The sequence below is a fragment of the Microbacterium sulfonylureivorans genome (genome assembly GCF_003999995.1).
Lineage (GTDB): Bacteria > Actinomycetota > Actinomycetes > Actinomycetales > Microbacteriaceae > Microbacterium > Microbacterium sulfonylureivorans.
Genome location: NZ_RJAD01000001.1, coordinates 509,831 through 532,516 on the forward strand (window position 1 = coordinate 509,831; position 22,686 = coordinate 532,516).

The 22,686-nt window shown below is 68.7% G+C and carries 13 protein-coding genes; 4 read left to right on the forward strand and 9 right to left on the reverse strand.

What is annotated here, in order from left to right:
* Positions 1–9 precede the first annotated feature (9 nt).
* Positions 10–2,130 carry an ABC transporter ATP-binding protein gene (locus tag EER34_RS02365; RefSeq protein WP_127472969.1) on the reverse strand — a complete coding sequence of 707 codons (2,121 nt, stop codon included), beginning with the start codon at positions 2,128–2,130 and terminating at the stop codon, positions 10–12.
* Complete coding sequence (locus tag EER34_RS02370) at positions 2,127–3,854, reverse strand: ABC transporter ATP-binding protein (protein WP_127472970.1); 1,728 nt, start codon at positions 3,852–3,854, stop codon at positions 2,127–2,129. Before EER34_RS02370 ends, EER34_RS02365 begins: the two co-directional genes overlap by 4 nt.
* A gap of 214 nt (positions 3,855–4,068) precedes the next feature.
* On the opposite strand from EER34_RS02370, the gene EER34_RS02375 reads away from it, so the two are divergent.
* On the forward strand, positions 4,069–4,815 hold the full coding sequence (locus EER34_RS02375; RefSeq protein ID WP_127472971.1) for a phosphotransferase family protein: 747 nt from the start codon (positions 4,069–4,071) through the stop codon (positions 4,813–4,815).
* A gap of 77 nt (positions 4,816–4,892) precedes the next feature.
* Here the strand turns inward: EER34_RS02375 and EER34_RS02380 are convergent, their stop codons facing one another.
* The 7 genes from EER34_RS02380 to EER34_RS02410 form a co-directional block, all read right to left on the reverse strand.
* The gene (locus EER34_RS02380; RefSeq protein ID WP_127472972.1) at positions 4,893–5,252 is read right to left on the reverse strand and encodes an MmcQ/YjbR family DNA-binding protein; all 360 of its coding nucleotides are present in this window, start codon (positions 5,250–5,252) and stop codon (positions 4,893–4,895) included.
* 36 nt (positions 5,253–5,288) lie between these two features.
* Positions 5,289–6,218, reverse strand: a complete 930-nt coding sequence (locus EER34_RS02385; protein ID WP_127472973.1) for a hypothetical protein — start codon at positions 6,216–6,218, stop codon at positions 5,289–5,291.
* 98 nt (positions 6,219–6,316) lie between these two features.
* Positions 6,317–8,011 carry a vWA domain-containing protein gene (locus EER34_RS02390; protein WP_127472974.1) on the reverse strand — a complete coding sequence of 565 codons (1,695 nt, stop codon included), beginning with the start codon at positions 8,009–8,011 and terminating at the stop codon, positions 6,317–6,319.
* 190 nt (positions 8,012–8,201) lie between these two features.
* Complete coding sequence (locus tag EER34_RS02395; RefSeq protein ID WP_127472975.1) at positions 8,202–12,551, reverse strand: family 43 glycosylhydrolase; 4,350 nt, start codon at positions 12,549–12,551, stop codon at positions 8,202–8,204.
* A 173-nt stretch (positions 12,552–12,724) separates the two neighbouring features.
* Positions 12,725–15,661 carry a family 43 glycosylhydrolase gene (locus tag EER34_RS02400; protein ID WP_240642076.1) on the reverse strand — a complete coding sequence of 979 codons (2,937 nt, stop codon included), beginning with the start codon at positions 15,659–15,661 and terminating at the stop codon, positions 12,725–12,727.
* Positions 15,662–15,894: 233 nt separating this feature from the next.
* A complete protein-coding gene (locus EER34_RS02405) occupies positions 15,895–16,515 on the reverse strand; it encodes a hypothetical protein (protein WP_127472976.1) in 621 nt (206 codons plus the stop codon).
* A 151-nt stretch (positions 16,516–16,666) separates the two neighbouring features.
* A complete protein-coding gene (locus EER34_RS02410) occupies positions 16,667–19,090 on the reverse strand; it encodes a family 43 glycosylhydrolase (protein WP_205791325.1) in 2,424 nt (807 codons plus the stop codon).
* A gap of 363 nt (positions 19,091–19,453) precedes the next feature.
* On the opposite strand from EER34_RS02410, the gene EER34_RS02415 reads away from it, so the two are divergent.
* The 3 genes from EER34_RS02415 to EER34_RS02425 are packed head-to-tail and all read left to right on the forward strand — an operon-like array spanning position 19,454 to position 22,415.
* A complete protein-coding gene (locus EER34_RS02415; RefSeq protein WP_164743420.1) occupies positions 19,454–20,692 on the forward strand; it encodes an ABC transporter substrate-binding protein in 1,239 nt (412 codons plus the stop codon).
* 26 nt (positions 20,693–20,718) lie between these two features.
* On the forward strand, positions 20,719–21,600 hold the full coding sequence (locus tag EER34_RS02420; protein ID WP_127472978.1) for a carbohydrate ABC transporter permease: 882 nt from the start codon (positions 20,719–20,721) through the stop codon (positions 21,598–21,600).
* A complete protein-coding gene (locus EER34_RS02425) occupies positions 21,597–22,415 on the forward strand; it encodes a carbohydrate ABC transporter permease (protein ID WP_127472979.1) in 819 nt (272 codons plus the stop codon). Before EER34_RS02420 ends, EER34_RS02425 begins: the two co-directional genes overlap by 4 nt.
* Positions 22,416–22,686: the final 271 nt, after the last annotated feature.

Below are 22,686 nucleotides of genomic sequence, written 5' to 3' on the forward strand. Positions count from 1 at the left end.
GGCGGCCGACTAGGGCTGACGCGAAGCGGCGTCGGCCGAGTCGACATCGGCCTCGGCGCCGGCCTCGGCGCCGGCCTCGCCGTCGGCCGGCGTCGCGCCGGCTGCGCCGGTGCCCTGCGCGAGGAGCGCTGCTTCGGCGTCGAGGTCGGCGGCGGCCTGCTCGAACTGCGACTGGTACAGCCGCCAGTACGCGCCCTGCTCGGCGATGAGCTCGTCGTGCGAGCCCTTCTCCACGATGTCGCCGTGCTCCATCACGAGGATGAGGTCGGCATCGCGGATCGTCGACAGGCGGTGCGCGATCACGAACGAGGTGCGCCCCTCGCGCAGCGCGGCCATGGCGTGCTGCAGCAGCAGCTCGGTGCGCGTGTCGACCGAGGACGTGGCCTCGTCGAGGATGAGCACCGACGGCTGCGCCACGAACGCGCGCGCGATCGTGATGAGCTGCTTCTCGCCCGCCGAGACGTTCGAGGCGTCCTCGTCGAGGACCGTGTCGTAGCCGTCCGGCAGCGAGTGGACGAAACGGTCCACTCGGGTCGCCTTCGCGGCCTCGACGATCTCCTCGTCGGTCGCCGACTCGCGTCCGTAGCGGATGTTGTCGCGGATCGTGCCCGCGAACAGCCACGGATCCTGCAGCACCATGCCGGTGCGCGAACGCACGTCGTCGCGGGTGAGCTCGGCGATGTCCTGCCCGTCGAGCAGGATCTGCCCGCCGTTGAGCTCGTAGAACCGCATGATGAGGTTCACCAGCGTCGTCTTGCCCGCACCGGTCGGCCCGACGATCGCGACTGTCTGCCCGGGTTCGACGCGGAACGACAGGTCGGTGATGAGCGGACGGTCGGGCGTGTACGAGAACTTCACGCCCTTGAACTCGATGACGCCGTGGCCGTCGGCGAGCGCGGGGGCCTCCTCGTCGTCGGGCTCCTGCTCGTCGGCGTCGAGCAGCTCGAACACCCGCTCTGCCGATGCGGTTCCCGACTGGACGACCGCGGCCATGCCGCCGAGCTCGGACAGGGGCTGCGTGAACTGCTGCGAGTACTGGATGAACGCCTGGACGTCGCCCAGTCGGAGCTGTCCGTTGGCCACCATGATGCCGCCCAGGACGGCGATGCCGACGTAGGTCAGGTTTCCGATGAACATCATGCCCGGCATGATGATGCCCGACAGGAACTGCGCCTTGAACGCGGCCTCATAGAGCTCTTCGTTCTCGATCGCGAACTTCTCGGCGGAGTCGGCCTCGCGGCCGAACACCTTCACCAGCGCGTGCCCGGAGAAGGACTCCTCGACGCGGGCGTTGAGGCGGCCGACCTTGCGCCACTGGATGCCGAACGCCTTCTGCGAGCGCGGCCCGATCACGCCGAAGATGACCGCCATCAGCGGGAGGGACACGAGCGCGACCAGCGCGAGCTGCCACGAGATCGTGAACATCATGAAGAGCACGCCGATGACCGTGAGCACCGAGGTCACGACGGTGGACAGCGACTGCTGCATGGTCTGCGTGATGTTGTCGATGTCGTTCGTCACCCGCGAGATGAGCTCACCGCGCTGCACCTTGTCGAAGTACGACAGCGGCAGGCGGTTGATCTTCGCCTCGACCGACTCGCGAAGGCGCCACATGGTGCGCACCATGATCACGTTGATGACGTAGCCCTGTGCCCAGGTCAGCAGCGCCGAGACGACGTAGATCGCGAGCACCGCGACGATCACCATGCGGAGCGCGTCGAAGTCCACGCCCGCGCCGACGGTGAAGTCGCGCATGGCCGAGACCATGTTGGCGTAGTCCGTCTGACCGGCGGCGCGGAGGCTCTCGACGACGACCTCCTGCGGGGTGCCGGCGGGGAACTGGTCGGCGAGACTCGACGAGATCACGCCCTCGAAGATGATGTTGGTCGCCTCGCCCAGGACCTTCGGGGCGATGACGGCGAGCACGACGCCGATCGCTCCGAGGATCGAGACAAGGATGAAGGCGACGGCGTGCGGCTTGAGCAGCCCGACCAGGCGCGCGAAGCTCTTGCCGAAGTTCGCCGCCTTTCCGGGCGCAACGCTGCTCCAGTCGTCGGCGCTCAGTCGGGCCTGCTCGGCCATCTCGAGCTCGAGGCGCTCCTCCTCGGTCAGCATGTCGGGCGCGCTCATGCCTCCACCCCCAGCTGCGAGTCGACGATCTCTCTATAGGTCGGACTGGTGCTCAAGAGTTCCTCATGGGTTCCGACGCCCACCATCTGACCGTCTTCCAGGACGACGATGCGGTCGGCCTCGGTGATGGTCGAGACGCGCTGGGCGACGACGATCTTGGTGACGTCGGGCAGCTCGCGCCACAGCGCCTGCCGGAGCCGGGCGTCGGTCGTCAGATCGAGGGCGGAGAACGAGTCGTCGAAGACGAGCACGTCGGGCTGGTGCACGATCGCCCGCGCGATGGCGAGCCGCTGGCGCTGGCCGCCCGAGACGTTGGTGCCGCCCTGCGCGATGCGCGCGTTCAGCTGGCCGTCCATCTCCTCGACGAAATCGCGACCCTGGGCGATCTCGAGGGCGTGCCACAGCTCGTCGTCCGTCGCCTCCTCACGCCCGAAGCGGAGGTTGGAGGCGACGGTGCCGGTGAAGAGGAAGGGGCGCTGCGGCACGAGGCCGATGCCCTTCCACAGGTGGTCGAGGTCCGCCTCGCGGACATCGACGCCGCCGACCTGCACGGATCCTCCGGTCACGTCGAACAGGCGCGGGATGAGCGAGACGAGCGTCGTCTTGCCGGCGCCGGTCGATCCGACGATCGCGACGGTCTCGCCGCGCGCCGCTTCGAAGCTGATGCCCTGCAGCACCGGCGACTCGGCTCCCGGGTAGGTGAACTCCACGTCCGAGAAGCGCACCGAGCCGGAGGCCGAGAAGTCGCTCACCGGGTTCTCGGCGCGGGTGAGCGTCGACTCGCTCGCGAGGACCTCGCTGATGCGCTCGGCCGACACGGCCGCACGCGGGATCATGATCGTCATGAACGTGGCCATGAGCACGCCCATCAGGATCTGACCGATGTACTGCATGAAGGCGAAGATGGTGCCGATCTCGACGGTTCCGGCATCCACCTGAATGCCTCCGAACCAGATCACGCCCACCACGGTGACGTTCAGAATGAGCATGGCGAGCGGGAACATCAGCACGAACAGCGAACCGACTTTGCGGCCGACGACCATGATGTCGGTGTTGGCGCCGCGGAAGCGCTCCTCCTCGATGTCTTCGCGCACGAAGGCGCGAACCACCCGGACGCCGGTGAGCTGCTCGCGCATGATGCGGTTCACGGCGTCGAGCTTCGTCTGGAACGAGCGGAACAGCGGCACCATACGGCTGATGATGAGCGCGACGATGACGAGCAGCAGGGGCACCGAGACCGCGATGAGCCAACTGAGCCCGACGTCCTGCTGCAGCGCCTTGATGATGCCGCCGACGGCGAGCAGCGGCGCGGTGACGAGCATCGTGGCGCCCATCATCGCGAGCATCTGCACCTGCTGCACGTCGTTGGTGTTGCGGGTGATGAGCGAGCCGGGGCCGAACTTCGACACCTCGCGCTCGGAGAAGCCGCTCACCTTGCCGTACACATCACGGCGGATGTCGCGGCCGGCAGCCATGGCGGCGCGGGCCGCGAAGTAGGTGGCGATGATCGACGCCGTGATCTGGCCGAGCGAGATCGCCAGCATGAACGCGCCGGTCGACCAGATGTAGGCGGTGTCGCCGGTTGCGACGCCGTTGTCGATGATGTCGGCGTTCAGCTGAGGCAGAGTCAGCGAGGCCATCACCGAGGCGAATTGGAAGACGAGCACGCCGAGCAGCAGCCAGCGATACTCCTTCAGATAGCGGATGAGGAGTTTTCCGAGCACGAGGACTCTCCGATGGTGAGGGGAACGCTCGATGACGAGGCGGAGCCGGGCGACGGCATCCGAACAGAGCGGATCTCAGGTTACGACGAACCTGCGACACCGGAAGACCCGCTTTGTACGCCCTCAGCGAAGACCGACCCGGACCCGCACCCGGTCGGCGAACACGGAGCTCAGATCCCGGCGCCCTCCCGCCCCGTCCTGCAGGATGGCCGGTATGGACGCTGTCGAGGTCGTCGTCGCCCACAGCCAGCGCGCGACGCTGCGGGTGGGCGATGTGTTCCTGAAAGTCGACGGCGACCCGGCGCACGCCGACGTCGAGATCCGGGCGATGGCCATGGCGCCCGTTCCGACCCCGGAGATCCTGTGGCGCGAGCCGCCGGTGCTCGCGATCGCCGCCGCGCGCGGCACGGCCCTCGGCGTCCTCGGCGAGCCGTCCCCCGCGTCGCCGAGGGCGTGGGCGGCGGTGGGCGCCGCGGTCCGGCAGCTGCACGAGACGCCGGCGCCGCCCTGGCCGGGACCCCGGCTCGACGACATCGCGGCGGAGCTCGACGGCGAGTGCGCGTGGCTGCTCGCCGACGCCGTCCTGCCCGCCGAGGTGGTGCGCCGCAACCGCGAGATCGCGCAGGCCGCGCTCCGGCCGTGGACACCGGTGTTCATCCACGGCGACCTGCAGATCACCCACGTCTTCATCGACGGCGACGAGGTCACCGGCATCATCGACTGGTCCGAGGCCGCCCCCGGCGACGCCATGTTCGACCTCGCCACGCTGACACTCGGGCACGAGGAGCATGTGGACGATCTGCTCGCCGGCTACGGGCCAGGCGCAGACCGGGATGTGATCCGGGCCTGGTGGTCGCTGCGCAGCCTGATCGCGTCGCGCTGGCTGATCGAGCACGGCTTCGATCCGGACGCGCCGGGATGCGAGTTCGACGTTCTCAGATCCCGGATGCTCGACCCCTAGTCGCGGGATCGCCTCAGCCACCAGGTCCGGGGCGTGGGCGTGGGCTCCCTCGCAGACGCGCTCTCACGCCCGTCCGGTCAGCCCGGGCCGTCGGGGTGCATCAGGTCGTAGGCTCGCGACACCTTTCTCGGTACGACCATCCGCCACGCATCGACGACGAGCTCGCGGGCCTCGGACGGATCCAACGATGAAAGGTCGGCGCGCACCCAGTTGAAGCGCAAGTCCGAGTCATCCGGCATCCGGAACTTGGCGGGGGACCCGCCGACCAGCGCCGCACGCTCCTCTCTCGGGAACGCGAACTCCATCGCGGTCTCATCGCGAGAGAACGCCACGTAGACCAGCTGACCGACCCGGAACTTCAGGCGGCCGCGCACGTACACCTCGTACGATCGCTCCAGCTCGGAACCCAGCGCGCGAACGTCCAAGACCGTCGCCATGCTCGACTCCCTCCGCACCGTCACTCACACGGAACGTCACTGCTCGAGGAACCGCACCGGGAGGTCGGCGATCTCGAGCCCCGACGACCTGATCGTCTCCTCGATCGCCGCCCGCTGCTCGACCGGAGCGACGATCTGCACCTTGTCGATCCCGTCGATCGGCGTGCCGCCGCCGTCGGCCCAGAAGCTCACTGCCCGGCTCTCGGCGAGGTCGGTGAGCAGTGCGAGATACCGTCCACCGTCGCGCGACTCGAAGACGACGCCGAGATTCGCCGAGTTGATCTCGACCGCCCCGTCCGCATCGAGACCGGCGGCGACGAGGAGGTCGTCGGCGTGCTCGACGAGCGGCAGGAGGTGGGTGAACCCCGCCGGCTTCTCCTCCTCGAGCGCGACGAGGGAGAGCACGTCGTCGTTCCAGATGGTCGGCTGAACAGCGAGGCCCGGCGCGACCCGATCGAGTTCGTCGATGAGACGCACCGCATCGAACCCGAAATCCAGACACCGCGCGTCGTCGGCGTCCGTGTCCGCGGCGGTGGGCGCCGCGTGGAGCGACACCTCGGCTGCCCCAGGCGTCCGCACGCGGATCGACCAGGTGACGGCGTCGGGATAGTCGCTCGAGCAGGCCGCTTCGAGCAGCCCGGGGACTCCGGCCTGGTCCACCGCGACGGAGACCCACGAGGTCGGGTTCGAGAACGTCGGCGCCTCGACCCACCGTTCCTTGTCGACGCCGCTGACACCGGGGAGGCTCTCCAGCTGAGCCTCGAGCTCGTCGAAGTCCGCACTCGGACGGTCGAAGTGCGTTTCATCGACCATCCACCCGAGGATCACAAGAGCGCCGGTCACGACGCCCACGATCGCGAGGACGAGAACCGCCAGCCACACCCGCCTGCGGGTCGTCGTGCGACGGCGAGCGGCGTCCTGACCCGCGGGCGCGGGGTTCGTCTCCGGACTGAGCGTCGTGGACATCGCATCCGCCTCCTGACGAGGCCAGACGTCCCCGTCGGTTCGACCGTACCGCGTCGGGCGAGGCTGAACCGATGTCGATCGGATCGCCGAAGGCCGCCCTAGCCGCAGTTCGGGCGGCAGCCGCGCTGCGTGACGGCGTCGACGAGCACCGTGCCGATGTCCGTCGGCTGCAGCGCCTGATACGCCGCACCGTCGGTGGCGGCGGCGATCTGCTCGAGGGCGGCTTGGTCGGTGTCGGGTCCGTAGCCGATCGCGATGACGGCGACGGGCTTAGCCGGATCCCGGAGCTTCTCCAGTTCCGCAAGCAGCCCCGGCAGGTCGAGGCCTTCGTCGTCCTCGTTGAAGCCGTCGGTGTTGAGCAGGACCAGGTTGACCTGACCGGGGACATACGTCTCGCGCATGTACTTCACCGCCGCGAGCACACTGTCGTACAGTCCCGTGCCGCCGCCGACGAGGCTGTCGAGCCCGTTCGCCGTGTCGATCGTGCGCTGCTTGTGCGCCGGGTCGCCCAATGCCCCGAACGGGACGATCTCCTGCCAGTCCTGTCCGCCGATCCGGCGGCTCGAGAACACCCAGGTGGCGAGCGACGAGTCGGCCGACAGCGAATTGATGGCGCGGACGGCCGCCTGTTCGAACAGGTCGATGCGCCGCATGTCGGCCGTTGCCGGCTGGAGCATGGAACCCGAGACGTCGTTGAGCGAGAGCATCCGCGACGGCGCCGTGATCATCTGCCAGGTGCGCAGCGCTTCGGCCTGGTTGGCGCTGTCGATGGGCTCGGCTGCCGCACCGGCTTCCGCGGCGTTCTCCGTGGCCGAGTCCGGCGCGTTGCCCGCCGCATCGCGCAGCCCGTACTCGGCGAGACGGGCGCTGCCCTTCGCAACAGCGGCGGAGAGAGCCTCGACGGACTCGCGTGTGCCGTCCGAGGCGTCGGCGAGCGTCACGAGCGGCACGCTCACGGCGGGCTTCACATCGGCGGGGTAGATCGGCACCAAGGAGGCCTTCGCGTCCTCGCCGAACTCCAGCAGCGACTGCTCCGTGGTCACGGCGATCGTCGGCGAGGTGGCAGCGGATGCCGCGGCGAGCGCGTCGGCGGCGGTCGGAACGACGCCCGTGTCGAGGCCGAGCGCGAGCGCGGTGAACGCACGCGCATCGCCGCCGACGGCCGTCTGCAGAGCGAGCAGCGCCGCGGAACTCGCCGCGACCGTCGACGGATCAGGCAGTACGGCGGCGACCGAACGACCCGCCAGACTCGAGAACCCGGCGTCCTCGGTCTCGAGAGCGGCCGCGGTCGCCTCGGTCGCCGCGAAGACCACGGGAGTGCTCGCCACGTCGGCGCCGACGACCAGTTCCGCCGCATCCACGCCCGTGAGCTCCGCCTGGCCGGTCGCCCGCGCCGGCCACATCCCGGAGTCGGGCACCCAGACGTCGAAGTCCGGAGCCGATCCCGCAGCGAGTGCCGCGGCCGTGACCGAGCTGTCTTCGGCCCGGATGGTCACGTCGGGGCAGTCGGAGCGAGATCCCGTCAGATCGGCGACGATCGCCTCGAGCGCTCCCGCGACCGCGGGATCCGCGGTGATGCGGAGACTCGACGGCAGGCATTCACCGGTCGACACCGGCTCCTGAGGGGCCCCACCGGAGGCTCCACGCAGGAAGAGGATGCCGAGCACGGCGATGAGCGCGACGACGAGGACGAGGATGACGCCCAGGAGGACCAGCGAGCGCCTCCGCTGCTGCGCGGCACGCGCGGCCGCACGAGTCGGGGCACTGCCGCTGACGGGCGTGTTCGGCTGCATTCGAACCACATGCACTCCGGTGGACGGCGGGTGGGGGGCCCGCAAGGGATACGACTACGTATCGGGGGGGGAATACGGCGTCGTACGTGGGGATACTCAGTGGAGTAAAGGCGACAGGTCGGGCGGGCCCCCTTGCGCGGGGACGGTCCCGGGGCGGGAGACACCACGTGTCCCCCGCCCCAGCGACGTGTCAGCCGCAGGTCTGGAGTGCGTAGGAGGCGTCGGTCACCGACGACACCGGCTCTCCGTCGCGCGTCCCGCTCGCCGTGACGGAGACCGCCCCCGCCTCGATGTTCGCGAGGCGCGTGGTGAAGGCCTGCGACGACGACTTCCCCGCCTGGACGGCTCCGACCGTGCGGTTCCCGTACGGCGTCTGAATCGTCAGAGCCACCGGAACGTCGTCGACGTTCTTGACCTGCACGACGAGCGTCACCTTGCCCGTGACGCATCGGCCCATCACCGTGACGTCGACCTCGGGCGGGGCAGCCGGCAGCTCGATCGTCTGCGGGGCGACGCTCTCGAGCGTCGGCACGACGGTCTTGATCAGGCCGTCCGCGCCGAACTCGATCCTGTCGAGGGTCGTCTCGCGATGGTTGCCGTCGCCGCCGGGCATCGCGAAGCGGTGGTATGCGATGTACCAGTCGTCGGTGCCGGGCACGTTGATGATCGAGCTGTGACCGGTGGCCTTGATCCCGAGCGAGAGGTCCTTCTGCAGGATCACGCCGCGGTAGGTCCATGGGCCGTTCATGCTCGTCGCCGTCGCATAGCCGACGCGGTAGTTCTCCGAGCCGGTGTCGTCGATCGCGTAGGTCAGGTGGTACAGCCCGTCGCGGTAGTTGAAGAAGACGCCCTCGCGGAAGTCCGTCAGCCCCGTGATGCGCTGGTACGTGCCCGCCTTGATCGACACCATGTCGTCGTTCAGCTCCGCCAGCACGGGCGAGCCGTTGCCCCACCCGAGGTACCACTTGCCCGACACCGGATCGTGGAACGCGGCGGGGTCGATCGCCTGACCCGACGTGACGGCCTCGTTGTTGAGGATCATCGCGTTCGGCTGCGCGATGAACGGTCCCTCCGGACTGTCGGCCACCGCGACGCCGATCGTCTTGCGGTTCAGCGACGCGTTGTGGCCGCTGAAGTAGAAGTAGTACTTCTCGTTGCGTTCGATGATCGTCGGCGCCCACGCGTTGCCCGTCGCCCACGGCACGTCGCCGTTCGCGCCGTCGAGGGTGAGGAACGGCTCGTCCGAGCGCTCCCAGTCCACGAGGTTCTTCGAGCTCCACACGTAGAACTCCTTGCCGCCCCAGCCGGCGTAGCCGTCGGAGGTCGCGTAGATGTAGTACGTGTCGCCGAAGACCGCGATGTTCGGGTCGGCGTAGAGCCCCGGCAGGACGGGGCTGTTCACGACCGTCGCCTTCATCGTCCACGTCGTGGTCGTCCCGCCCGGCGCGGTGAGCGTATACGTCACCGGCTCTGTCATGTCGACGACGGTTCCGGATGCCGGTGCGACGGTCACGCCCGGAGCGGTGGTGAACGTCGGCGCCAGCGCGGTGACGTCGGTGCCCTTGTTCACGGGGAACACCGCCGTGTGCGCCGCACCTGTGACGATCGGAGCGAGCTTCAGGGCCGAGGCATCCGCCAGCGACACGTCGAGCAGCTGGTCGGTGACGCCGGCGTTCGCGAGGACCTCGGTGGCCGACAGAGCGCGGTTGTAGACGCGCACGTTGTCGTACCAGCCCTGGACGTAGCCGTCTGCCGAGTACAGCGACTTGCCGAGGTAGCCGACGAGATCACTGCCGAGCTGCTCGATCGTCGCGCCGAGCGCCGTGTTCTCGCCGAGCTTCACGCCGTCGGCGTACACGGTCATCGTCGTGCCGGCGAAGACGACGTCGACGCGGTGCCACTGCCCACTGGCCACCGATCCCGTCACGGCGGACTCGTTCTGCCACGAGCTCTGGGTGATCGCGCTGCGCACGTCTCCACCGCGGAGGCGGAGGAAGTAGTACTTGTTCGTGTCCGCACCGAGGGCGAATGTGAAGAAGTTCCCGCTGCTCTTCTCCGACTTCACGTCCATCGACACCGTCATGGTGCTCCGACCGTCGAAGAAGCCGGTCGGGAACGACGCGAAGCCGTTGGTCGTGCCGTCGAGCTTGAGGGCCTTGCCCTTCACCGCATCGGTCGCGACGGCCGCCGTGCCGCTCGCCGTGAGGTCGGCGTTCCCGGCCGAGTCGGCGAGCGTGCCGTCGTCGAAGGTGTACTCGGCGATCGGCTCGTCCTGCGGCTCTTCGGGCTCTTCCGGCTCCTCGGTGGTGTTGCCGTAGGCCTCGAGCAGTGTCTCCTCCTCGGCGGCCGACAGGCGCAGGACCGATCCGTGACGGAAGCGCTGGTCGAAGGAGTACTGATCCGCGCCGGAGCCGACCGTGAGCTGCTCGAAGTCGAGGCTCGCCAGCGTGTCGGCGGTGTGGCCGTAGTAGCCGCTCTGGTCGCCCATCACGGCCCAGCGCTCGTCGGGCAGCTGGTAGACCGTGAGGCCCTCCATCGAGGCGCGCAGCCCGTGCGCGGCCGCGTCGCCGCGGTCGATCACGCGGGTCCACGGTCCGTCGAGGCTCGTCGCGGTGTCGACGACCGTGAGCCAGTCCGACGTCGAGAAGCGGTAGTAGGTGTCGCCCTCCTTCGCGATGGTCGAGTCGATGATGTTCGGCCCGGTCGCGCCGTCGCCCTTCTCGTTGAGCGAGGTCCAGATCTCGGGCTCCGTGAAGGTCACGAAGTCACGCGTCTTGGTGAGGTACATCCGCAGCGCCCAGTCGTTCGTACCGTCGTCGGTGCGGTCGCGCGCGGCCCAGTACACGTAGTACTCGCCGGTCGCCTCGTTGTAGGTCGCCTCCGGTGCCCACACGCAGCCGGCCTGGTCGAACCCGGCGAACACGATCCGCTGATCGCTCCAGTTCACGAGGTCGGTGGACTCCCACACCACGAGGTTCTGGCTGGCGTTGAGCTGATCCCAGCCCGAGCCGCCGGCCCCGCCGCCCTCGGCGTGCAGGTCGGTGCCGATGATCCAGTACTTGTCGCCCTCCGGCGCGCGTACGAGGTGCGGGTCGCGGACGCCCAGGTCGCCGCCGAGGTTCGCGAGGATCGGGGCGTTGTCGTTGAGCTTCGACCAGTGCAGGCCGTCCTCGCTGTGCCCGTAGAAGATCTTCTCGTAGCCGCCTTCGGTCGCGAAGTGCGTCCAGAGGTACCCGGCGGTGTAGTCGGTGTCGAGGTCTGCGGGGGCCGCGGTCACGGTCACCTCGATGGCTCGGGTCGCGGTCGATCCCGGGACGGTCGCCGTCAGGGTGACCGCGGTGTCGGTCGCGCCGCGGGTCACGACGCCGGCCGCCTTGCCGCCCTGCGCCGAGGTCGTGATCACGCCTGCCGGCGAGGCGGACCACTCGATGGCGGTGCCGTTGAGGGCGCCCTCCGCCGGCAGCGTGATGTTGCCGCGGATGTCGTCCGCGTCGACGATCTCGACCGCGTCGAGATCCTCCTGTGCAAGAACGTCTGCGCCGGGGAGTGCGAGCACGGTCGCGGCGAACGTGCGGGTCTCGGATGCAGCGCCCCGCGTGAGGGTCGCGGTCAGCGTCGCCTCGGCGGCGACATGCCCGGCGGCCGGTCGCGTCACGACGCCCGCCGCCGTGATCGCCGCGGGATTGCTCGACGCCCACGTGATCGTCGCGCCGTTCACGCCCGTGGCCGGGAGGGTCACGTTCGCCGTCAGTCCGGAGAGGTCGCCGAGCGACAGGGCCGCGGCATCCCGCTGAAGACGCGTCGCGTCGGCCGGCACCAGGGCCGTGACCTCGGACGCCGAGAGAGCGGCGTCGTAGATCCGCACGTCGCGCAGGCTGCCGGCGAGCCGCTTGTCGGCGTTGTACACCGAGCGGCCGAGGTAGTTGGCGGTGGTGACGCCTCCGCCGATCGATCCCGGCGTGATCGTCACGTTCGTGTTCTGGGCGACCTGGACGCCGTCGAGGTACACGCGCGCCGTGTTCGAGGCGTCGTCGAGGGTGTAGGTGATCGTCTTCCAGACGTCGCGCTCGAGGTTGGCGCTGCTGTCCGCCGTCTGCTCGGTCGACCAGTTGCCCGATGCGATCGAGGTCTTGTAGCTGTTTCCGGTGGCGTAGAGGTAGCCGTTGCCGACGCCGCTCCCGTCGGTGTTGCCGAAGCCGTAGATGAAATACGGCGTGCCCTGCGCGGCGCGCACGAGCACCTCGGCGCTCACGGTGATCGAGGTGAGGCCCGCCAGCAGGTCGTTCGGCAGCTTCACATAGTCGTCGGTGCCGTCGAGCCGCACGCCCTCTCCCCCGGCGAGCGTCGGAGACCCGACGTACGTGCCGTCCCGCCCCGACCCGGACGCATCGACGGCGACCGTGCCGCTCGTCTCGGTGAGGGGGTAATGGGCGACGAGGGTGGTCGCCGCGGCCGCGGGCTGAATCGCCGTGACCGCACCGGTGAGGCCGATCGCGATGGCCGCGACGGCGGCGAGAGAACGTCGTACAAGAGGCTGCATCGTTGCGCTTCCTTCGAGTGGCCGCGACAGCGCGGCGGAGGCGGGAGGGGCTCCGCGAGCGATGTTAGCGCTCACTAGTCATCGAAGGCAAGCGAAATGATATCGCTCACATCGCGCAGGGAAGCCGAGCCGTGGGCGGCCCGATCAGCGGATCGGACCGCCCACGTCCTCAGTCAGCCGCAGGAACGCGCGGCGTAGGGTTCCTCGACAGACACCGTCACCGACTCGCCGTCGACGGTGGCGGATGCCTCGACCTCGACCGTCGCGGCCGGCACCGACACCAGTCGGGTGGTGAAGGCGTACGAAGCGCTCTTCGACGGTGCGAGCGCGGCCGCCTTCGCCCCGAACGGGGTCGACACCGACAGCGCCAGCGGAACCTCGTCGCCGTTCGAAGCCTGCACGGCGAGGACCACCTTGCCCGCGACGCAGCGCGTCGTTGCGTCCAGCGACACGTCCAGCGACGGCTCGAGCTCCTTGAGCGTCCCGAGGCGTGCCAGCTGGAGACTCAGCGCACGCTCGGGAGCATCGAGCTGATTCTGAGTGCCCGCCGTCCGACTGCTCGCCGCTTCCGCGTCGACGAGGACCTCCTCCAACTCGTCCCACTCGGCTGCAGGATAGTCGGCCTCATCGAGTGTCTGGGCGTACGCGATCGCGGCATCCAGATCGCTCTCGTCGAGCGGTAGACCCTGCGAGGTCAACGTGTCGCTCAGCAGATAGTGGTCGAAGTCGACATGCCCGCCCGACTGCTGAGTGGCGTAGTTGAAAAGACCGACGCGGTGCCCCATGAAGTGGGTGAGGCTTCCATCCAGGGTCTGCGGGCCCACCCGACTGCCCAACTGGTTCCACGTGATGCCGTCCAGGCTGAAGGAGAACGTCGTCCACAGCTGACCGGTGGGGCTGGCGAAGTCGAGGTCCGCCTTCAGATGCACCTCGGACGCCGACCCGAGCGCCGCAGTCGTCCCCGGCAGGAACGTCTCGAGGGCAGCCTGGTCGATGCTCGCAGCGAAGGGCTGGGTCCGGTTGACGACACCGACAGTGTTCACCCCGCCGACGCGCTTCACCGCGACGTAGCTGAAACCACGGTTGTACGCCGCGAGTCCGGCGACATCCCCGTTCCTCATGCCCGAGATGTCCAGCTTCGTCTCGGCCGACTGACGTGGCCCGAAAGTGCGCTGCGAGAGCGTGTTGCGGGCCTCTTCGAGATACGTCGCCTCATCGTCGTTGGCGAGCTTGAGGTGCTTCATGGTTCCGGCGACCACGTCGCCCGTGGTCAGCCGCAGCCAGCCGTCGCGATCGGTGAGCGACCAGTACCGGTTGTCTGGGGCGTGGTTCCATTCCCACGGCAGCGCGAGGCGGGACCCGTTCGGCGCGATCTCGTCGGCGTGCGGCAACTCGACCGTGATCGGGCGCCCCTTGAGCGAGAGGTCGTCGACCGTGAAGTCCATGAGGTGCGTGTCGGGCGCGGCTTGAGCGTTGGCGTTGCTCGTCCAGGGAGTTTCGAGGAAGATCCGCACCGACGAGAGCGCCTGGGATGCCGGGACCGTGAAGCTGCCCGAGATCGTCGCCCACTGGCCGCGCGTGGCGGTCACGCTCGCGAGGTTGGTGAACGTTCCCCCATACCGCGCGGTGGCGAGGAACTGCTTCGTCTCAGGACTGTTCGGGTTGTCGTACTTCACCTTCGCGGAGATGTCGTAGGTGACGTTGTGCTGCACTTTGCCCGACACGTCCTGGGCCGGACCGGACCCGGTCGTCGTGCGCGCGGACACCTTCAGCGAGCCGGCGCCGGACGCGGCATCGGCCGAGGGAGCGATGGTGGCGGCGTCGTTCACCGTCCATCCGTCAGCGCCCGACTCGAAGCCGGGGTTCGTGAACAGCTCGATCCCGAGAAGCGACTCGTCGACGTCCGGTGCGGCGGGAATCGTCCACTCCTCGTCCATGTACGCCCGGTGCGGGGCGTCGTTGTCGAAGTCGTCCGACACGACGATGCTCTTCTGCCGCTCGTACAGCTCCTGCTCCGGCGTGAGCTCGATCGGCTTCGCGAACGCCCCGTTGACCGGTACGGATCCGTTGTTGCCGAACGTCGGCCAGCCGTCCGACCAGGTGGCGGGGATGAGCGCCGGGATGCGGCCGATCGGGAAGGTGTCTCGGAAGAACATCCCCGACCAGTCCGTCGTTCCGTCTTCACCGGCGATCGGGACCAGGCTGCCCTGTGCGAAGCCGTTCGAGTTCAGGACACCCTTCGCCTCGTACGGGTTGCTGCCGTCGGCCGTGGCATAGCGCCCCAGCAGTTCGTCGGACCGGAACAGCGCGACCTGGCGACCCTGACCCGACGGCCAGGTGATGATCACGATGTAGTACTTCCCGTCGATGTACTGAACCTGCGCACCCTCGAAGAGTCCTCCGATGAACGACGCACCCGGATAGTCCGAGGTCCGCAGGATCTGGGGATACTCGGCGACGACGGTCTTCATGTCGCTGCTCAGCTTCACCGCACTCGTCGATCCCGAGCCGTAGAAGATGTAGGGGGTGCCGTCGACATCGAAGAAGAGCGAGGGGTCGTGGTACGCCCGGCCCAGCGCGATCCGCTCCCACGATCCCTCGTCGATGTCGTCCGTGACGTAGATGTAAGAGCCGCCGAGGTTGTTCGTGTTGAACGCGACGTACCACTTGCCGTCGTGGTGGCGGATCGAGGATGCCCACTGACCCTGGCCATAGGACGACTGTCCGTTGCGCAGCGAGAACGAATCGCTGATGTCGGCGCGGTCGAAGACGTAGTTGACGATCTCCCAGTTGACGAGGTCGTACGACTTCATGATCGGAGCGCCCGGGCTGAGGTGCATCGTGGTGCTGATCATGTAGTAGATGTCCCGGCCCTCGTCGTTCTCCGCCGCGGGGATCCTCTCGACGGACACGTCGGGGACGTCGGCGTTGATCAGTGGGACCGTGTACGTCCCGTCGCCCTTGTCGGTCGAGGTGTAGCCGGAATCGGGCTGCCAGGACTCTGCGGCCTGCGCGGGCATGGCAGCCGGCGCCAGCAGGAGCCCGGCGGCGATGATCGCGGCGCCGGCCATCGCAATCGGCCGCAGCGGTCGCGCGGGGGTCAGCGACATGGGCGAGGGTTCTGTCTTCGTCGACCGCATCGGACGCGGCGCGCGAGGGAAGGATGTCTGGAACAACGGTTCTCCTTGGTCGAGTCATTCGGGCGCCGGACGTCGTGCAACGAGGCGCGGGGAGCCACACGGACTCGACCGTCGGAATCGGTCGACGGCGGTGTCGAGGGGCTGGATCGGGCGGGAGGGGCGGCAGAGGAACCACCCCTCCCGGGTACGACAGCGTGCCGTCGTTACAGCGCGTCCTCCCAGAGCGTCAGGGTGATCGTCGCCGAATAGCTTCCCGGCGCCACGTCGACCGGGGTCTTGAGGGTCAGATCCGCATTCGCCTCCCACGACCCGACGGCGCGAGCGCCGGCGGAGTCGAGCGCGAGGGAGAGGAACTCCTCGCCCTCGAGTCCCACGTTGTTCGGGGCCTCGTCGAAGATCGTGCCCACCTCGGGTCCCTCGGCGACCTCTCCGTCGTTCTCGGTGAGGAGGTGCGGCGCCCAGCCGAGATGCTCGGGGCCGATCTCCGGCGCACCCGCTGCCGTGAAGGCGGAGGACTGACCCGTGACGTACCAGAAGGCCGCGTCGGGGACCTCTTCCCTGTCGTCGGAGACGGTGACCGTCGGCAGCACACCGACGAATTCCCGCAGCTCCGCGTCGGCCGACTGCACTTCCGAGAGCGCCGTCGAACCCGACTCGACGCTCATGGTGAGCGCGCCGACCGGAGGCAGCGCCTCGATGTCGACGTTCACCGCGACGTCGTCGTCGCCGAGTTCGTCCGCGATCGCCGCACCGGCGGCGCCGAGCAGCAGCATCCCTCCGAGGGCGCCTGCCGCGACCCGCCCCAGCATGCCTGTCTTCTTCATTCGTTCCACTCCGATCTCCTGCGGCCACGTGCCGCATCGTGTTCGCGTGCAGTCAGGAGGCCCGACCGCTGATCGCCGGCGCATCCGTGCGTCGGCTCACGTGTGGGGTGGGGTGGCGGCCAGGCCGATCCGGCCGCCACCCCTGTGCGCGTCAGCCGCAGCTGCGAGCGCCGTAGGCCGCCTCGACGACCCCCGTCAGCTCTTCGCCGTCGACCGTCGCCGTCACGGACACCTCTGCCACACCGGCAGGAGTGCTCGCGAGCCGAGTGGTGAACGCGTTCGAGACCGACTTGCCGGGCGCGATCGTCACCGACGACTTCGACCCGAACGAGGTGGTCACCGATGCCGACACCGTCACTTCGTCTCCGTTGGCCACCTTGACCGTCAGCACCGACTTGCCCGCGACGCAGCGCGTGTCCGCTTCGGCGGTGACGTCGAGCGACCGCTGGTCGGCCTCGGCGAACGACCACGTGTCGAGCTCGAAGAGGTCACCGCTTCCGCCGCTGTAGGTGAAGAAGAGGTCCTGCGTCCCCGAGGCTCCCTCGAGGTCCGCCGTGAGCTCGGCCCACTCACCGACCGCCCCCGTGACCGGGATCGTGCCCACGACGGCGCCGGTCTCGCTGCCGGTGCGGACGTCGATCGATCCACCTGACTGGAGGGGCTTCACCTTGACGGCGACCGACGCAGCGCCGGCCTCGCCGAACGCGACGGACGACAGGGCCGTCCAGTCACCGTTGTCGATGTCCTTCACAACGAGATTCGGCGCCGTCGACCCGAACTGCGCCGATCCTCCGGTCACCGTCTGGGTGGCGATTCCCTTGCTCCACCCGAAGGTCTCAGCCTCGAACGTCCGGAACGGATCGAAGTCGTGCACCTGGTCGACGCCGGCGTAGGTGCCCACGACCTGCTGGGCGGTGCCGTCCGCGTTGAAGGTCAGCTCTTCGATGTGCGGGCTGCGGTAACCCTGGGTGGTGTTGCCGTTGATCCGCTTGTTCAGCGTCGGAGCGTGGTACGTGAAGTAGTACTTCCCCTCGAACTCGAACACCGACTGGTGGTTGTTGCCGCCGGTGCCCGCGCCGAAGAACTGCGACTGATTCGGGAACAGCACGCCCGCGTACTTCTCCTTGGGGAAGTTCGTCGGGCTGTCGGAGATCATGTAGCCGATCTGGCCACCGCCGGGGTATCCCGGAAGCGGCGTCTGGTTGCCGCCGAAGTCGGTGCCGCCGAAGTGCGAGGAGTACGAGAGGTAGTACTTGCCCTCGCGCTCGAACACGTGTCCGGCCTCGAACGAGACGGGGGTGTCCACGACCATCGCGGACCCCTTCGTGGTGACCATGTCGTCCTCGAGCTCGATGACGCGGATGTTCTTCGGATTGTTGTACCGCTCCGCCGCCGGCATGCTCGTCGAGGCAGGCCCGCCGCCGAAGTAGAGGTACTGCTTGCCGTCCTTGTCGACGAGAGGTGCCGGGTCGAACTTCCACGCCACGTCCTCGGCGCCCGGCGTCGTGCCGTTGATGAGCGTGCTGGTGCGCTCGCTCTCCCATGGTCCGAGCGGGCTCTCACCGGTGATCACGTTGCTCGAGCCGCCGCCGTTCGCGTAGTAGAGGAAGTACTTCTCCTCGCCGTTCACGACCTTCTTGGCGAAGCCGGGCGCCCAGGAGTTGCCGGTGAAAGGCGCCACGCCCTGCGGACCGGCGACCTGGATCTCACCGTGGTCGGTCCAGTTCACGAGGTCCTCGGATGAGATCAGCGTGATCTGGTTGATGCTGCCGTAGTTGATGGAGGGCGAGATCCCCGTGATGGGGTCGGGCGCATAGCCCTGGGTGTCGTTCGTCATGAACATGTACACCCGACCGTCTTCGGCGTAGCCGAAGCCGTCCGCTCCGAACTTGTGGCCGATGAGCGGGTTGTGCTCGCCCGGGACCTTGCCGACGACCTCGACGGTCTTCGACGGCGGCGGCGGCGGCGGTGTGCCCACGAGCGACACGTCGTCGACGACGAAGTCCATGAGGTGGGTGTTCGGATCCGTGGACGGGGAGCTCGTCCACGGCGTCTCGATGAACAGGCGCGCGGTCGCGACGCTCTGGCTCGCCGGGATCGTGAAGGTTGTGTTGATGTACCCCCACTGCCCGCGAGCAGGGGTCGTGCTTCCCAGGTTGGTGTAGGTGCCGCCGCCGTAGTGCATCGTGGCGAAGAACTGCTTGGTGGCCGGGCTGCTCGGGTTGTCGTACTTCACCCGAGCCTTGATGCTGTACGTCTGGCCGGCTTGGACCTTGCCGCTCAGATCCTGCATGGGACCCGATCCGGTGGTCGTCCTACCGGATGCCTTCACCGCAGCAGCGCCGGAGAACGCATCCGGCACGATCGAGAGCGTGCCGCCGTCCGTGGCGTTGCCGTTGTTCAGGAACCACCCGTCGATGCCGCTCTCGAAGCCGCCGTTGACGATCAGCTCCTCGTCGGCCGCCGTCGCGGGCGCCAGGCCGCCGACGATGAGCGCCGTGGCAGCGACCGCGACACCCAGGGTGCCGGCGATCCTGCGGCGTATCGCCGCACGATGTGTCATCTCCTTGGTCAAGGTTTCCTCCTCATTGATCGATCAACCTTGGTCCGCCTGCACCACTTCGGTCGTGGGGGGATTGGGGGCCGGCAAGGGCTCCCCTTGCCTCGGACGTGCTGGGCACTGCTGCGTGCGTCCCGTCCCCATTGGCGGCTGCTTCGCATGTTAGCGGTCACAGTGAGCGGTCACAAGAGCCAGTTGTTCGCGCTATCAAACTCGGGCATGATCAGTTGGATCCACGAGCGGACCCTGTGCCCGTCGAACTCCGCTCGACGCGAAGGAGCGTTCATGGTCGGCCACAACCCACGACGCGAGCGCGCTCGACAGCACCCACGCACGACGCTGCGATCGCGTGGCGGCGCGCGCGCTCGCGGTTGCGCCGTGGGCGCGCTGGTTCTCGCAATCGTGCTCCCGGGTTGCGCCTCGCCCTCCGACGAGGCGCTCTCTTTCTGGTCGTTCACCGGGATCCAACAGGGCGATCAGGTGGACCGCTACCTCGACGCGAACCCGGACGCGCGTATCGAGCTGAGCGAGATCGGCACTTCCACGGAGACCGCGGACGCCCTCACCGCTGCTCTTGCGGCCGGGCAGACTCCAGACCTCGTCCTGATCCAGGGCGACGACCTCCCGAGGTTCGTATCCGCCGACCGCCATTTCCTGGACCTCCGCCGCTTCGCCGGTGAGGATGCGGCGGAAGGTTACCTGCCCTGGGCATGGGAAGCCGCGACGACGCAGTCCGGCAGGGTGATCGGCATCCCCACCGACGTCGGCGGGATGGCGCTGGCCTACCGGTCGGACCTGTTCGAACAGGCCGGATTGCCGACTGACCCGGGCGAGGTCGAAGCGCTCTGGCCGACCTGGGACGCGTTCATCGAGGTCGGCACCCGATTCGCGGCGCGATCGGACGCCGCATTCGTCGACAACGTGAGCACGACCGTGTTCGTGAACGCCTCGAACCAGCTGCCGGTGAAGTACTACGACGCCGAGGGCCGACTGGTCCACAGCGACAACGCGGGGCTCCGCGAAGCGTTCGACACGGCTCTCGACGCCCACGCGGCGCATCTCAGCGCCGGTGTCGCCGCATTCACCCCCGGGTGGTCGGGAGCGATGGCGCGGGGGGACTTCGCCGTGATGGCCGCCCCGTCGTGGATGCTGCGGGTGATCAAGTCGACGGCGCCGAAGACGAGCGGGAAGTGGCGCATCGCATCTGTTCCCGGCGTCGCCGGCAACTGGGGCGGGAGCTACCTCGCGATCCCGGCCGGCTCGAAGCACCCCGAGGCCGCGTGGGACTACATCGCCGCGACCCAATCGGCCACCGCGCAGCGCGCGCATTTCGCGGCCGGCGGCCCTCTCCCCGCAGCCGTCGCCCCGTATGAGGAGGACGACCTCGCCGCCTACGCCGACCCCTTCTTCGGCGCCTCGCCGATCGGCGCGGTGCTCGCGAATTCGATTCTCGGCATGCGACCCGTGCGCCAGGGCCCGGCGTCCAGCACGATCAACACGGCCTTCGTGCAGGCCCTGGCGGCCGTCGAGCAGGGCTCCCTGAGCCCGGCGGACGCGTGGCGGTCCGCGCTGGACGCCGCGGCCGTCGCGCTGCCCACCGCGTCGGACACGCGTTGATCGAACAACCTCCGACGCGGCGGGTCATGCGACGCGAGTCCTGGGCGCCGTACGCGTTCCTCGCCCCGTTCCTCCTCCTGTTCGCCGCTTTCACGGTCGTCCCCTCGCTGGCGACCTTCTGGCTCGCCTGGTGGGACTGGGATCCCCTCGGCGGACAGGAGTGGGCGGGCGCGGCGAACTTCGTGCGTATGGCCGCCGACCCCCGCTTCTGGACCGCCACGGTCAATACGCTCGTGATCGCCGCGGTCGCCACGACGGCACAGGTGTGCATCGGCCTCTTCCTGGCCCACACCGTCCATCGCGCGACGACGCACGCGAGCGCCGCTCTGAGCGTCTCCCTGCTGGTCCCGTACGTGACTTCCGGTGCAGCGGTCGCGATTCTCGTCTCCCAGCTGGTCGACAAGCACTACGGGCTGCTGACGCGGGCGCTCACGGCGCTCGGATGGGGCGAGGTCGATGTCCTCGCGCAGCCGGCGGGGGCCTGGACCGTGGTCGCAGGCGTCGTCGTCTGGCGATGGTTCGGATTCACCACGCTCCTGATGCTGGCCACTCTCGCCTCCGCTCCCCGGGACGTCTTCCGTGCCGCAGAGCTCGACGGTGCCGGAAGCTGGGCCCAGTTCCGCTTCCTCACCCTCCCGCTCCTCGGTCCCGTGATCGCCTTCAGTTTCATCACGTCGGTCGTGGGCGCTCTCCAACTGTTCGCGGAACCGCTGCTGACGGACCCGTCGGGGCTGACCTGCGGCCCGACGAGGCAGTGTCAGACGCTCGCACTGCTCGTGTACGAGATCGGCTTCCGAGATTTCCAGTTCGGCTACGCCGCAGCGGTGAGCGCGACCGTCTTCGTGCTTGCCGCGGGATTGGTGGGAGCGTCATTCGCGTTCTTCCGGCGCATCGGGTGGACGGCATGACGAGGCGACGACTCGCGGGCAGGGCGGTGATCCTCGGCGCGGCGACGGTCTGCTGGGCGCCGATCTGGTTCATGGTCGTCGTCGCTTCGCATGACAGCGCGGCGGCCACGACGTTCCCCCCACCTCTCCTTCCCGGCGGGAGCCTGTGGGACAACGCGCAATCCGTGCTGGCAGCCGTCCGCGTCGGGCGATCTCTCCTGAACTCGGCGATCGTCTCTGGGTGTATCGCGCTCGGCGGGGCGATCCTCTGCGCGCTGGCGGGGTTCGCGTTCGCCAAACTCCGGTTCCGGGGGCGAGCGGCGCTCTTCGCCGTCGTGCTGATCGGACTGACGCTCCCCGTGCAACTCGCGGTGATCCCGAACTACCTCCTGATGTCGGTCCTGGGCTGGGTCGACTCGCTCGAAGCCCTCATCGTGCCAGGGCTCGCGAGCGCGTTCGGAGTGTTCTGGATGCGTCAGCACATCGCGGCGACCGTCGCGGACGACGTGCTCGACGCCGCCGCCCTTGACGGCTGCGGACCGTGGCGGGCCTTCTGGCACGTCGCGTTCCCCGCGGTGCGGCCGGGTGCACTGGTCCTCGCGGGCCTTCTGTTCGTGTCTTCCTGGAGCGATTTCATGTGGCCCTTCATCGTGTTGCGATCCCCCGGCTCGCACACCGTGCAGGTCGCCCTGCGCGGCTTGCAGGGAGAGTTCGGACTGGACTACGCGCTCGTGTTCGCGGGCGCGCTCATCGCGACGATTCCCATGATCCTCGGCCTCATCCTCGCGGGACGCCGGGCGACGCGCGGACTCGTGCGGTCGACTCCCGCACGATGAGTCGTGGGTGCGGCTGCGGGCCCGGCCACGCCACCGCCCGGCCCGTGAGCTCATCCAAGGGGGTGGAGACAGCGGTCAGCGGCGGCGTGATGTGCGCGGCATCCGCGTGATCCTCGAGACTGACGACAGCGAAGTCCTCGGGCCCGCGATCGGTCGTCCGCACGATCGAGGTTCAGGATCGTCGTGGCGTAGCCGAGTCGTCCGGCAGCCTGCCTGCGGTCGCGGGTCGACGGAGGTCGGACGGATCTCATGCCACGCACCCTCGAGCGTG

Bases quoted from the DNA above. Each gene is read 5' to 3' on its own strand.
- EER34_RS02365 (WP_127472969.1), bottom strand. From the start codon at position 2,130: ATGAGCGCGCCCGACATGCTGACCGAGGAGGAGCGCCTCGAGCTCGAG.
- EER34_RS02375 (WP_127472971.1), top strand. From the start codon at position 4,069: ATGGACGCTGTCGAGGTCGTCGTCGCCCACAGCCAGCGCGCGACGCTG.
- EER34_RS02380 (WP_127472972.1), bottom strand. From the start codon at position 5,252: ATGGCGACGGTCTTGGACGTTCGCGCGCTGGGTTCCGAGCTGGAGCGA.
- EER34_RS02385 (WP_127472973.1), bottom strand. From the start codon at position 6,218: ATGTCCACGACGCTCAGTCCGGAGACGAACCCCGCGCCCGCGGGTCAG.
- EER34_RS02390 (WP_127472974.1), bottom strand. From the start codon at position 8,011: ATGCAGCCGAACACGCCCGTCAGCGGCAGTGCCCCGACTCGTGCGGCC.
- EER34_RS02395 (WP_127472975.1), bottom strand. From the start codon at position 12,551: ATGCAGCCTCTTGTACGACGTTCTCTCGCCGCCGTCGCGGCCATCGCG.
- EER34_RS02400 (WP_240642076.1), bottom strand. From the start codon at position 15,661: ATGTCGCTGACCCCCGCGCGACCGCTGCGGCCGATTGCGATGGCCGGC.
- EER34_RS02405 (WP_127472976.1), bottom strand. From the start codon at position 16,515: ATGAAGAAGACAGGCATGCTGGGGCGGGTCGCGGCAGGCGCCCTCGGA.
- EER34_RS02420 (WP_127472978.1), top strand. From the start codon at position 20,719: ATGCGACGCGAGTCCTGGGCGCCGTACGCGTTCCTCGCCCCGTTCCTC.
- EER34_RS02425 (WP_127472979.1), top strand. From the start codon at position 21,597: ATGACGAGGCGACGACTCGCGGGCAGGGCGGTGATCCTCGGCGCGGCG.